General features: G+C 71.9%; 12 protein-coding genes. 2 read left to right on the top strand and 10 right to left on the bottom strand.

The window, feature by feature from the left end:
• Positions 1-23 precede the first annotated feature (23 nt).
• From ACZ7G1_RS23305 to ACZ7G1_RS23295, 3 genes are read right to left on the bottom strand one after another with little or no spacing between them, the layout of a single operon-like run.
• Complete coding sequence (locus ACZ7G1_RS23305) at positions 24-1,220, bottom strand: dipeptidase (protein ID WP_470877358.1); 1,197 nt, start codon at positions 1,218-1,220, stop codon at positions 24-26.
• Positions 1,217-1,756 carry a 5-(carboxyamino)imidazole ribonucleotide mutase gene (purE, locus tag ACZ7G1_RS23300; protein WP_470877359.1) on the bottom strand — a complete coding sequence of 180 codons (540 nt, stop codon included), beginning with the start codon at positions 1,754-1,756 and terminating at the stop codon, positions 1,217-1,219. The genes ACZ7G1_RS23305 and purE overlap by 4 nt, the downstream gene beginning before the upstream one ends.
• Positions 1,753-2,892 (bottom strand): 5-(carboxyamino)imidazole ribonucleotide synthase, encoded by a 1,140-nt coding sequence (locus tag ACZ7G1_RS23295; RefSeq protein WP_470877360.1) that lies wholly within the window; start codon positions 2,890-2,892, stop codon positions 1,753-1,755. Before ACZ7G1_RS23295 ends, purE begins: the two co-directional genes overlap by 4 nt.
• Positions 2,893-3,067: 175 nt before the next feature.
• Here ACZ7G1_RS23295 and ACZ7G1_RS23290 point away from each other — a divergent pair, with 175 nt between their 5' ends.
• The gene (locus ACZ7G1_RS23290) at positions 3,068-3,592 is read left to right on the top strand and encodes a GtrA family protein (protein WP_470877361.1); all 525 of its coding nucleotides are present in this window, start codon (positions 3,068-3,070) and stop codon (positions 3,590-3,592) included.
• A 72-nt stretch (positions 3,593-3,664) separates the two neighbouring features.
• Here the strand turns inward: ACZ7G1_RS23290 and ACZ7G1_RS23285 are convergent, their stop codons facing one another.
• Together ACZ7G1_RS23285 and ACZ7G1_RS23280 are read right to left on the bottom strand one after the other, a co-directional pair.
• A complete protein-coding gene (locus tag ACZ7G1_RS23285; RefSeq protein ID WP_470877362.1) occupies positions 3,665-4,936 on the bottom strand; it encodes an ATP-binding protein in 1,272 nt (423 codons plus the stop codon).
• 14 nt (positions 4,937-4,950) lie between these two features.
• Positions 4,951-5,628 carry a response regulator transcription factor gene (locus ACZ7G1_RS23280; protein WP_376446148.1) on the bottom strand — a complete coding sequence of 226 codons (678 nt, stop codon included), beginning with the start codon at positions 5,626-5,628 and terminating at the stop codon, positions 4,951-4,953.
• Positions 5,629-6,055: 427 nt separating this feature from the next.
• Here ACZ7G1_RS23280 and ACZ7G1_RS23275 point away from each other — a divergent pair, with 427 nt between their 5' ends.
• Entirely contained in the window at positions 6,056-7,576 is a 1,521-nt protein-coding gene (locus tag ACZ7G1_RS23275; RefSeq protein ID WP_470877363.1) for a peptide MFS transporter, read from the top strand.
• Between the two features lie 73 nt (positions 7,577-7,649).
• Here the strand turns inward: ACZ7G1_RS23275 and ACZ7G1_RS23270 are convergent, their stop codons facing one another.
• The 5 genes from ACZ7G1_RS23270 to ACZ7G1_RS23250 all read right to left on the bottom strand — a co-directional run bounded on the left by ACZ7G1_RS23270 (position 7,650) and on the right by ACZ7G1_RS23250 (position 12,296).
• The gene (locus tag ACZ7G1_RS23270; RefSeq protein WP_470877364.1) at positions 7,650-9,101 is read right to left on the bottom strand and encodes a hypothetical protein; all 1,452 of its coding nucleotides are present in this window, start codon (positions 9,099-9,101) and stop codon (positions 7,650-7,652) included.
• 14 nt (positions 9,102-9,115) lie between these two features.
• Positions 9,116-10,159 carry a hypothetical protein gene (locus tag ACZ7G1_RS23265; protein ID WP_470877365.1) on the bottom strand — a complete coding sequence of 348 codons (1,044 nt, stop codon included), beginning with the start codon at positions 10,157-10,159 and terminating at the stop codon, positions 9,116-9,118.
• Entirely contained in the window at positions 10,156-11,037 is an 882-nt protein-coding gene (locus ACZ7G1_RS23260; protein WP_470877366.1) for a COG1470 family protein, read from the bottom strand. The genes ACZ7G1_RS23265 and ACZ7G1_RS23260 overlap by 4 nt, the downstream gene beginning before the upstream one ends.
• The gene (locus ACZ7G1_RS23255; protein ID WP_470877526.1) at positions 11,037-11,717 is read right to left on the bottom strand and encodes a peptidase; all 681 of its coding nucleotides are present in this window, start codon (positions 11,715-11,717) and stop codon (positions 11,037-11,039) included. The genes ACZ7G1_RS23260 and ACZ7G1_RS23255 overlap by 1 nt, the downstream gene beginning before the upstream one ends.
• Positions 11,718-11,879: 162 nt before the next feature.
• Entirely contained in the window at positions 11,880-12,296 is a 417-nt protein-coding gene (locus ACZ7G1_RS23250; protein WP_470877367.1) for an ATP-binding protein, read from the bottom strand.
• Between the last annotated feature and the right edge of the window lie 99 nt (positions 12,297-12,395).

Raw genomic sequence — 12,395 nt, 5'->3', positions numbered from 1 at the left:
AGTACGCCGTCCGGGTGAGTGGATCAGGGCGTGTCGAGCGTGTCGATGGTGGCGTTCGACGGAGCCGTACGGCTCCTGAGGTCGCGGGAGACCGACTCCGCGTCGCCCAGCACGCGGACCGCGTTGGACCAGGTGAGCTTGGCGAGGTCGGGCCGGGACCAGCCGCGGTGCAGGAGCTCCGCGATCAGGTTCGGATAGCCGGCGACGTCGTCGAGTCCGGCCGGGGAGAAGGCCGTGCCGTCGTAGTCGCCGCCGATGCCGATGTGGTCGACGCCGGCGACCTCGCGCATGTGGTCGAGGTGGTCGGCGACCGTGGCGACGGTGGCGATCGGGCGCGGGTGCTCCGCCTCGAAGGCGCGGTGCAGCTTCATCGCCTCGGCGGTGGTGTCGAGGTGGTCGAAGCCGTGCGCCCGGAGGTTGTCGTCCGCCCGTGCCGTCCACTCGACGGCGGCGGGGAGGATGAACTTCGGCACGAACGTCGCCATCGCGACGCCGCCGTTGGCGGGCAGCCGCTCCAGGACGTCGTCCGGGATGTTCCGCGGGTGGTCGCAGACCGCGCGGGACGAGGAGTGCGAGAAGATCACCGGCGCGGTCGTGGCGTCGAGCGCGTCCCGCATGGTGGTGGCGGCGACGTGCGAGAGGTCGACGAGCATGCCGCAGCGGTTCATCTCGCGGACGACCTCGCGCCCGAAGGCCGAGAGTCCGCCGACGCCGGGCTCGTCGGTGGCCGAGTCCGCCCAGTCGTTGTTGTCGTTGTGCGTGAGCGTCATGTAGCGGACGCCCAGGGCGTGGAACGCCCGCAGGGTGGCGAGGGAGTTGTTGATCGAGTGGCCGCCCTCGGCGCCCTTGAGGGAGGCGATACGGCCCTGGCCTCGGGCCGCCTCCATGTCCGCCGCCGTCAGCGCGGGGGCGAGCTCGGAGCCGTACCGCTCCAGGAGCTGGTCGACGATGTCGATCTGCTCCAGGGTCGCGCTGACCGCGTTGTCGCCGGTGAGGGCGCAGGGCACGTACACCGACCAGAACTGGGCGCCGACCGCGCCGGCCCGCAGGCGGGCGAGGTCGGTGTGGAGCACGCCGGTCTGGTCCGCGCCGATGTCGAGGCGGTCCAGGTCGTAGCGGACGTGCTGGCGCAGGGCCCACGGCAGGTCGTTGTGGCCGTCGACGACGGGGGCGGAGGCCAGGAGTTCCCTGGCCTCCGCGAGCCGGTCCGCCGCGGTCACTTGGCGAAGCCGAACGACTCCGCGCCCTCGACCTTGGCCCGCAGGCGCTTGCCCTTTTCCGTCGCCTGGGCGTTGAGGTCCTGGAGGAACTCCTCCATCCGCGCGAGGAGCTCGGGGTCGTGCGCGGCGAGCATGCGGACGGCGAGCAGGCCCGCGTTCCGCGCGCCGGCGACGGAGACCGTCGCGACCGGGATGCCGGCCGGCATCTGCACGATCGAGTAGAGCGAGTCCACGCCGTCGAGGTACTTCAGCGGCACCGGCACGCCGATGACCGGGAGCGGGGTGACCGAGGCGAGCATGCCCGGCAGGTGGGCGGCGCCGCCCGCGCCCGCGATGATCGCCTTCAGGCCGCGGCCGGCCGCCTCCTCGCCGTACGCGATCATCTCGCGGGGCATCCGGTGGGCGGAGACGACGTCGACCTCGTAGGGGATCTCGAACTCGTCGAGGGCCTGGGCGGCGGCCTCCATGACGGGCCAGTCGGAGTCGGAGCCCATGACGATGCCGATGACGGGGGCGTCGGAGGTGGCGTGGCTCATTCGGTGATCGTTCCTCGCAGGTATCCGGCGGCGTGGCGGGCGCGCTCCAGCACCTCGTCCAGGTCGTCGCCGTAGGTGTTGACGTGCCCCACCTTGCGGCCGGGCTTCACGTCCTTGCCGTACATGTGGATCTTGAGCTGCGGGTCCCTGGCCATGCAGTGCAGGTACGCGGAGTACATGTCCGGGTAGTCGCCGCCCAGGACATTGCACATCACGGTCCACGGCGCGCGCGGTCGCGGATCGCCGAGGGGCAGGTCGAGCACCGCCCGGACGTGGTTGGCGAACTGCGAGGTGATCGCCCCGTCCTGGGTCCAGTGACCTGAGTTGTGCGGGCGCATCGCCAGTTCGTTGACGAGGATGCGGCCGTCCGTGGTCTGGAACAGCTCGACGGCCAGGTGGCCGACGACGCCGAGCTCCTTGGCGATCCGCAGCGCCAGCTCCTGGGCCTGGACCGCGAGCGCGTCGTCGAGGTCGGGCGCGGGCGCGATCACGGTGTCGCAGACGCCGTCGACCTGGCGGGACTCGACCACCGGGTAGGCGACGGCCTGGCCGTGCGGGGAGCGGACGATGTTCGCCGCGAGCTCGCGGACGAAGTCGACCTTCTCCTCGGCGAGGACCGGTACCCCGGCGAGGAAGGGGTCGCGGGCGTCCTCGGCGGTACGGACGAACCAGACGCCCTTGCCGTCGTAGCCGCCGCGCACGGTCTTCAGGATGATCGGGAAGCCGCCCACCTCGGCGGCGAAGGCCACCGCGTCCTCGGCGTCCGCGACGATGCGGTGCCGGGGGCTGGGGGCGCCGATCTCGTCGAGCTTCGCGCGCATCACGCCCTTGTCCTGGGCGTGAACGAGGGCGTCGGGGCCCGGGCGGACGGGGATGCCGTCGGCTTCGAGGGCGCGCAGGTGCTCGGTGGGCACGTGCTCGTGGTCGAAGGTGATCACATCGCATCCGCGCGCGAAGTCACGCAGCGTGTCCAGGTCGCGGTAGTCGCCGATGACGACCTCGCTCACCACCTGGGCCGCGGAGTCCTGCGGGGTGTCGCTGAGCAGCTTGAACTTGATACCGAGGGGGATACCCGCCTCGTGGGTCATACGGGCGAGCTGACCGCCACCGACCATGCCTACTACGGGGAACGTCACCCTCTTAGGGTATCCGCACAAGCTTTGATCACTCACGCGGCTGTGTGTTGGCACAGGTGGGACGGGGAAGGCTCACAGTTTCGGCGGCCGGAGGACGATCACCGGACCGGCTGGTTAGCATGGTTTGGTTGACGTCACCCGGACGTCATATGAACTGATGAGACGGGCCACCACCATGAGTGAACCGGGCGCGCTGCGCACGAAGCTGAACCAGCTCGCCCGCGAGGTGGTGAAATTCGGGGCCGTCGGCGGCCTCGGCGTCCTGGTCAACATGGGTGTCTTCAACCTCGTGCGCAACACCACGGAGCTCCCCGTGGTCCGCGCGAGCCTGATCGCCACGGTCGTCGCCATCGCCTTCAACTACGTCGGCTTCCGGTACTTCACCTACCGGGACCGCGAGAAGTCCGGCCGCGCCCGCGAGCTGACCCTCTTCCTGCTGTTCAGCGCCATCGGCATGGTGATCGAGAACGGCGTGCTCTACGCGGCGACGTACGGCTTCGGCTGGGACAGCCCGCTGCAGAGCAACTTCTTCAAGTTCTTCGGCATCGGCGTCGGCACGGTCTTCCGCTTCTGGTCGTACCGCACCTGGGTCTTCCGCGCGCTGCCCGCCCCGGAGGAGAAGGAGGCCGTGCAGGCCGCCGAGTCCTTCCTGGAGCACGCCCCGCGCCAGGCCACCCGCCGTCAGCCCGACCGGGTCTGATCCCCCCGCTTCCCGAAAGGGCCGGTCCGTCATCGGACCGGCCCTTTCGCGTGTACCGCCGGGGACGCGCGGTCAGCGGACCGGGCGCTCCGGGAGCTCCTCCGTACGGCTCCTGACCTCACGGCTCAGGAAGAGCGCGAAGACCGGCGGATGCTGCTGGAGCAGTTCCAGGCGCCCGCCGTCGGCCTCGGCGAGGTCGCGGGCGACCGCCAGGCCGATGCCGGTGGAGCTGCGGCCGCTGACCGCCCGCTCGAAGATCCGGGCGCCGAGGTCGGCGGGGACGCCGGGGCCCTCGTCGGTGACCTCGATCACCGACTGGTTGCCGGTGACCCGGGTGCGCACGGCGACGGTGCCGCCGCCGTGCATGAGCGAGTTCTCGATGAGGGCCGCGAGGACCTGGGCGACCGCCCCGGGGGTGCCGACGGCCCGCATCCCCTGCTTGCCGGAGTGCACGATGGCCCGGCCGGCGCTGCGGTAGGCCGGCCGCCACTCCTCCAGCTGCTGCTTGACGACCTCGTCGAGGTCGAAGGCGACGGCGGAGCCGGTGCGCGGGTCCCTGGCGTTGGTCAGCAGCCGCTCGACGACGTCGGTGAGCCGCTCGACCTGGGTGAGCGCGATCGTCGCCTCCTCCTTGACCGTGTCGAGGTCGTCGGCGAGGGCGACCTCCTCCAGGCGCATGGAGAGGGCCGTGAGGGGCGTACGGAGCTGGTGGGAGGCGTCGGCGGCGAGCCGGCGCTCGGCGGTGAGCATCCGGGCGATGCGTTCGGCCGAGGCGTCCAGGACGTCGGCGACGCGGTCGAGCTCGGGGACCCCGTACCGCTTGTGCCGGGGCCTGGGGTCTCCGGAGCCGAGGCGTTCGGCGGTCTCGGCGAGGTCGGTGAGCGGGGACGCCAGCTTGTCCGCCTGGCGCACGGCGAGGAGGACGGCGGCCACGACGGCGAGCAGGGCCACGGCGCCGATGATCAGGAGCGTGCGGCCGACCTCGGCGGTGACGGTCGAGCGGGACTCCTCGACGATCACGGTCTCGCCGCGCTCGCCCTCGGCCAGGCCCCGGATGACGTCGCCCTCGGGGCGGGTGCCGATCTCGATCGACTCCCGTCCCGGGATGCGGATCTGGGCGTAGCGCTTGGCGCCGCTCTGCTCGGCCAGGATGTCCGGGTTCACCGGCTCCCCGCCGATCAGCCGGCTGTCCACGATCGAGACGATTCGGAGCGCCTCCGAGTCCACGCTCTCCTGCGCGCTGCCGGCGATCGTGCGGGTCTCCACGAGGACCAGGGAGACACCGAAGACGGAGATGACGACGAGCACCACGGCGAGCGTGGAGTTGATCAGGCGGCGGCGCATGGCTTAACGGTGACTCAGGACTTCTCGAAGCGGAAGCCGACGCCGCGGACGGTGGCGATGTACCGCGGGTTGGCGGCGTCGTCCCCGAGCTTCTTGCGGAGCCAGGAGATGTGCATGTCGAGGGTCTTGGTGGAGGACCACCAGGTGGTGTCCCAGACCTCCCGCATCAGCTGGTCGCGGGTGACGACCCGGCCCGCGTCGCGGACGAGGACCCGCAGCAGATCGAACTCCTTGGCCGTGAGCTGGAGCTCCTCGTCGCCCATCCAGGCCCGGTGCGACTCGACGTCGATGCGGACGCCGTGGGTGGCGGGGGCGACGGCGGGCTCGGTGGCGCCGCGCCGGAGCAGGGCCCGGACCCGGGCGAGGAGTTCGGCGAGCCGGAAGGGCTTGGTGACGTAGTCGTCCGCGCCCGCGTCCAGCCCGACGACGGTGTCGACCTCGTCGGCCCGTGCGGTGAGGACCAGGATCGGGACCGTGTGGCCTTCGGCACGCAGCCGGCGGGCGACTTCGAGGCCGTCCATGCCGGGCAGGCCCAGGTCGAGCACGACCAGGTCCACGCCGCCCTGGAGTCCGGCGTCGAGGGCGGTCGGGCCGTCCTCGCGGACCTCGACCTCGTACCCCTCTCTCCGCAGGGCGCGGGCCAGCGGTTCCGAGATGGATGCGTCGTCCTCGGCGAGCAGTACACGGGTCATGGGGTGATGGTAGTCCGCAGGCGTACCGGGCCGGGGCGGGATCGGCACGGGCCGGACGACCCCTGGGGATCTTGTGGGTATCTTGCACATGACCTTCGAATGACGGCGCGTGGTTGCATCCGCGCCTGTGATCCATCTCTCAAGTCCTTCCATATCCGGCACTGTCGTGTCGTATGGTGTCGAGACGTCAGTAGCGGTATTCGGGGACCTTTGGCCAGCTTCGCGCGCCAAGGTCCTCTTTCTGCGTGAGGTGGGCCCTGCCAGCCTCGGATGACGGCGAATGACCTGTGGGCCGGGTCCCGGGAAGCGACGACGCATCTCCCGGGGCGTGGATCCCGGCGGAGTCCCACGACTTCGCCGGTGCCGGCCTCCCCCACCGGGCGCATCACGCTCACAAGGCGTGCGTCCCGACAGAGCAAGGATCGACATGGCGTCCAGCCTGACGAAGGACTCGGCCGAACCCCTCGGCTACGAGAAGACCTTCCTCGGCCACCCCCGCGGCCTGGCCACCCTCTTCATGACCGAGATGTGGGAGCGTTTCTCCTACTACGGCATGCGGGCCCTTCTGGTTCTGTACCTGGTCTCCGGCGGCGTGGACGCCGCCACGGGCAGCCAGGGCGGCGGCCTCGCGATGACCGCGGCCACGGCGACGGCGATCTACTCCGTCTACGTGTCGATGGTCTACCTGATGGCCATGCCCGGCGGCTGGTTCGGCGACCGCGTCTGGGGCGCCCGCAAGACGGTCGCGATCGCGGCCTCCGTGATCATGCTCGGTCACATCTCGCTGGCCATCCCCGGCCAGGCGATGTTCTTCGTCGGCCTCGCGCTCGTCGCGGTCGGATCCGGTCTGCTCAAGGCCAACATCTCGACGATGGTCGGCCACCTCTACAAGGGCGCCGACGACCCGCGCCGTGACGGTGGCTTCACGCTCTTCTACATCGGCATCAACCTGGGCGCGTTCTTCGCTCCCCTGGTCATCGGCACCGTCGGCGAGAAGGTCAACTGGCACCTGGGCTTCGCCCTCGCCGCCGTCGGCATGGGCCTGGGCCTGGCCGTCTTCCTGGCCTTCGGCAAGACGCTGAACCCGAAGAGCAGCGAGGTCCCGAACCCGCTGTCGCCGGCCGAGCGCAAGGCCGTCATCACCAAGGTCGCCGTCGTCGCCGTCGTCGTCGCCGCGTTCTACGGTGCCGTGGTCGCCCTCGGCATGTACACCCTGAACTGGGCGATGGTCCCGATCACCCTCGCCGGCCTGATCATCCCGGTCGCCGTCCTGGCGCGCATCAAGGGCGACAAGGACCTGAACGCGGGCGAGAAGTCCCGCGTGACCGGCTACATCTGGTTCTTCGTCGCCGCCGCGATCTTCTGGATGATCTACGACCAGGGTGGCTCGACGCTCTCCCTGTTCGCCGACGCCAAGACCGCGGACACCATCTTCGGCCTCGGCTTCCCCGCCACCTGGTACCAGTCGCTGAACCCGCTGTTCGTCATGGCGCTGGCCCCGGTCTTCGCCTGGCTGTGGCTGTGGCTGGCCCGCAAGAACCAGGAGCCGAACACCATCGTGAAGTTCGCGATGGGCCTGGTCCTGGTCGGCGCGTCCTTCTTCGTCTTCATCGTCCCGATGAACATGGCGGGCGACGGCACCAAGGTCTCCCCGATGTGGCTCGTCTCGATCTACATGATCCAGACCATCGGTGAGCTGTGCCTCTCCCCCGTCGGCCTCTCCGTCACCACGAAGATGGCCCCGCAGAAGTACGCCTCCCAGATGATGGGTGTCTGGTTCCTGGCCGTCACCGCCGGTGACTGCACCACGGGTCTGCTCTCCATCGCGGGCGTGGACCTGAACGGAACCGGGATCATCGCCCTGCAGGCGGCGCTCGCCGTCGCGGCCGGCTTCGCGATCTACATGTACCGCAAGAAGGTCCAGGGGCTCATGGGCAGCGTCCACTGACCCCACCCCCGTACGGCTTCGTACGACCGAAGGCCGCCGCACCGAACCGGTGCGGCGGCCTTCGCCGTTCCCGTCACCTCCTGAGCCGCGCCCACGGGGTGAAGGTGAAGACCGCGCCGCCGAGCAGGATGACCGTGCCCGCGACCAGGGCGAGGGCGCGCAGGGCGCCGTCGCTCGCCGCGCCGGTCTCGGCGAGGTTCTCGCCGGAGGAGCCGCCGGAGGCCGAGTCCGTGCCCGCGCTCGTGCTGGGACCGGCGTCCGCGCCGCCGGCGGCGCCGCCCGCCTGCTTGCTGGTGTCCAGTTCGAGGGAGGCGTTCACGGCGCCCTTGATCCTGCACGGGATCGCCATCTTCACCGGGCCGATGGAGACGTTGATGGTGAGCGTGCCGGGGCTGAGCGTCGACTTGCCGGTCGCGCCGGGCCGGTAGGTGCCCTTCATGTCCTCCAGGCTCACCGGGGCCTTCTCCGCCAGAGCGGTCGGGTTCGGTGCGCCGACGACCTTCACGGTGCCGCTGTCGGCCCCGCCGATCTTCAGCACCATGGAGGGCTTGAGAGCGCCCTTGGGCAAGGCCGCCGGGCTGGGCATGACGCCCTTGGCCGTCTTCACGACCAGGTCGTAGACCTCGCCGTTCTTCTTGGCGTTGATCGTCACCTTGGACTTGATGTTCGCCGGTCCGGGCGAGTCGCAGGCGAACGCGACCGACACCTCCTTGCCGGGGAAGTCGGTCTGCCCGCCGCCCCCGCCGGAGCCGCCGCCCGAGGTGCTCGTCGACGTGCTCGCCGAGCCGCCCGTGCCGCCGCTCGACGTCACGGCGGACCCGCCGGTGTCGCCCGTGTCGCCGGACCCACCGCTCGCGGAGCTCGTGGAGCTGGTACCGCCGGAGGTCGTGGAGCTCGTACCGCCGGAAGTGGTGGAGCTCGTACCGCCGGAGGTCGTGGTGGAGGAGGAGCCGCCGGAGGTGGTGGTGGAGGAGGAGCCGCCGGAGGTCGAGCCGCCGGCGTCGGTGACCTTGATGGTGGCGCCGACGGGCACGGCCTCCTTCGGGGTGCACTTGGTGTCGGTGGAGATCGGCTTGGACACGTTGATCGTGTACTTGCCGGGGGTGAGGGTGATGTCACCCGCCTTGGTCAGCTTCAGCTTGCCCTTCATGTCGGGCAGGACCATCGGGCTGTTCTTGGGGATCGGCGGGTTCTGCCGCGGCCCCTCCATGGCGACGGTCCCGGAGTCCGCGCCGCCGACGGTGAGGACGCCGGTCGGCTTGACCGTGTCCTTGCCGAGGTCGAGCACGTCGGGGTTCTTCGAGGCGGCCTGGACGGTCTTCCAGACGATCTCCACCTCGTCGCCGACCTTCGCCTCCGCCGGCGCGGTGACGAGCACCTTCGTGGCGCCCTGCACCGGCGGAAGTCCGGAGATGGACGGCGGGATGCACTCCGTCTTGTACGAGATCTCGGCGGCCTGTGCGGGGCCGGCGGTATACAGGATCCCCGCGCCGCCGAGCATCAGCGCGACCCCGGCCGCGCTCATCCTCCGTTGCGTACTCACGCATGTCCCTTCGTCGTCGGGCTGCTGCTCTCTGGCGCTGACGGTGCGGAGTCAGGGCTGAACCACGGCAGGACCGTGGTCGGTTCCTCGTCCGCCGGGCCGCCGGGTGCGCGGGCCGCGGGGACGGAAGCACGGGTACGGGTCCGGGTGCGCGCCCGGGCACGGGTGGGGCCGCCGGTGCGCGGGCGGACCTTGTCGACGACGGCCATCCCGATCCGGAACAGCGCCGCCGGTACGACCACGGCGAGCAGCGCCCAGAAGAGCGTCACGCCCCAGGGCCTGCCGACCCCCCAGGGCTGCTCGACCAGGACCTTGCCCGCGTACCGCACGGAGAGCTGGTAGTCGCCGTGGGCGCCGGCCGTCAGTTCGGCCGGGAGCCGTACGAGGGCCTTGCCGCCGGGCGGGATGGTGCCGCGCCACTGGCGTTCCTCGTACTGCGGGGCGAACACGCCGTGGCTGGTGCCCACTTCGAAGACGGGGTCGCGGACGGCCGCGGAGCCGAGGTTGCCGACGGTGAAGACGATCTCCCGGCGCGGGGGCGCCCCGAACCAGACGAGGAGGCCGCTGGAACCGTCGAGCCGTACGGCGGCGAGGACGGCGAGCCGGCCGTCGCCCGCGGCCTCGGGGAGCGGCGCCACGGGATGCCCGGCGACGGTGAACTCCTTGTCGACGGCGTCCTGTTGCCCGGTGACCCCGGCGACGTGCACCACGCAGGGGCAGGGCTTGGGCGGTTCGGCGACCGGGAGTTTCGTGCTGAACGCGCCCCGGGCGTCGACGGTGGCGGCCCGGCCGTCGGTGTTGGCGCAGGAGTTGGTGCCGCCGATGACGCCCCTGGCGGGGGTGGCCTGCCCGCAGACGAGCAGCATGAGCAGCGCGCCGGGTTTCCAGCCGCTGCCGCTGACGGTGATCTCGCCGCCCTTGCCGCCCTCGGGCTGCGAGAGCTCGACGGCGGGCCCCGGGGCGGCGGCCGAAGGTGCCGCAGGCAGCAGCGCGAGGGCGAGGACCGCCAGCAGGGCGGCGGCCGTTCGGATCGTCCTCATGATGTCGCTCCCTCCGTGGCTCGGCCGGAAGAACAGGCCCCGCGGGACGCGCCGCGCCGCCGTATCCGCCAGGCGCCGCCGCCCGCCGCCAGGAGCAGGCCGGCCACCGCGGCAAGCGCGGGGCCCGACGCGAAGGCCGCCTCGGCGCGGGCCGTGGCGGGGGCGGCGCCCGGGGCGGTGGCGGTCAGCCGGACGGTGACGGAGTCGAGGGCGGGCGGATCGGGCCAGGGTTCGGTGCGGGCGGCCCGCTCGCCGGGCCTGAGGGTGAGCGGCAGGGGGCGCTCGGGCCGGTCGAGGACCGTGCCGATGAGGCCTTCGGCCCGGACCGCGAGGGCCGGGGCGAGGACCGTGTTGCCGCGGTTAACCAGGGTGTAGTGGAGGGTGCCCGCGTCGACGCGGACGTCCTCGACGGTGAGCGCGGCGAGCCGCGGGCCGTTCACCCGCAGCCTCAGGTCCACCCGCACCTCCCGTCCGGCGGCCGTGGCGCGGACGGTGCCGCGGTGTTCGCCGGGCGGGGTGTCGGCGGTGACGGTCACGGCGAACGGCACGTCCGCCCTGGTCCTGGCCGGCACGGTCACGCTCCGGGCGGCGAAGGCCACCGGCGCGCCCTGCCCGGTGAGGCGGACGGTGAGCGGCCCCGCGCCCGGGTTGGTCACCGACAGGGTGTCCTGGAGGACGCTGCCGGCGGGGCCCTCCAGATAGGCGTACGGCCGTCCGGCGGCGGGCGCCGCGGTCCAGGCGGGTGCCGCCGTCCGGCCGGGCGCCCCTGCGGGGGCCGCCGCGCCGGCGGAGGACGTGGCGACCGCCGGAGCCGCCGCGACCACGCCGGCGAGGGCGGTCGCGGCGGCCAGGAGGCCGGAGCGGGGGGCCGCCCGCATCAGCGTGCCGTGCGCCGGGTGAGCCAGAGGACTCCGGCGGCGCCGGTCAGCAGGACGGTGCCGCCGAGGGTGCCGAGGGCCATGGCGGAGTCGAGCGGGCCGGTCTTGGGCAGTTCCGCCCCGGAGCCGTCGTCGGCGGGCGGCGGGGTGTCCGAGCCGCCCGAGGCGCCGGTGACATCGAGTTCGAGGGACGGCTTGGGGTTGTTCTTCGGGGTGCAGACGGCCGCGTCCATGCCGAGGGCGTGGACGGTCAGCTTGCCGGCGGTGAAGGTGACCTTGCCGTTCTTCTTCGGCGTGAAGGTGCCGGTGAGGCTGCCGATGGCGATGGGCTTGAAGGCGGGGATGGCGGCGGTGTTCGGGCTGCCGGTGACCTTGACCGTGCCGGAGGCGGCGCCGCCGAGGACGAGTTCGGCGCGGGGGGTCATGACGCCCTTGGGGAGTTCGATCGGGCTGTCGGAGACGCCCTTCTCGAACGACATGGTGATCGTGTAGCCGCTGCCGCTCTTGACGGCCTTGATGTCGACGGGCGAGACCGCGCTCTTGGGCCCGATCTTCGTCTGGCACGCGTAGTTGACGTCGACGACGGCCGCCTGGGCGGCCGGGGCCGAGGCCAGTACGGTCGCGCCCGTCATCGCGACGGCCGCCGTGAGCGCGGCGGTCGTTCTCCTCCGGTTCGGCACCTTGGACACCCGAGCACCCCTCACCGCAACGAAACTGACGGTCTTTCAGATTGGCCGTCAAGGTACGCCTGAGGCCTCACGGAGGGAAGAAGCAAGAAGGAAGAGAGACGGTGAAAGTCCTGAGGGGTCCCGTGAGGGCCGCCCCGCCGGCCCCGATTCCCGTCAGGGAGCGGCGAGTTCAGCCCAGACCGTCTTGCCAGGCGAGCCGGGGGTCCGCTCGATGCCCCAGTCGAGGCAGAGCCGCTGCACGATGAACATCCCGTGCCCGCCGGGCCGGCCGGAGCGGTGCGGGGTGCGCGGCGCGGGCTGACCGGCGCCGCGGTCGGTGACTTCGAGGCGCAGGACGGCGGACCTGCGCAGGACGCGCAGCCGCTCGGGGCCCTCGGCGTGCAGACAGGCGTTGGTGACGAGTTCGGAGACGACCAGCAGGACGTCCTCGGCGGCGGCCCTGCGGTCGGCGGTGGCGGCGGGCAGCCAGCCCCACTCCTGGAGCGCGGTCCTCGTGAAGTCGCGGGCGAGCGGCACCGTACCGCTGGTCTCGCCGAGGGCGAGCGTACGGACGTCGGGATCGCGGTCCATCAGCGCTTCACCTCACCGGTTGACGAGACAGGGTGGACGGGGCAGAGGGGCGGAACGTGGTTCGGGACGTACGGGCCGTGCCGGGGCGCCGCGGCGGCG

The organism is Streptomyces sp. NPDC037273, from assembly GCF_055603625.1.
The sequence above is the reverse complement of the archived record's forward strand: the minus strand, read 5'-3'. Positions and strand labels throughout refer to the sequence as shown.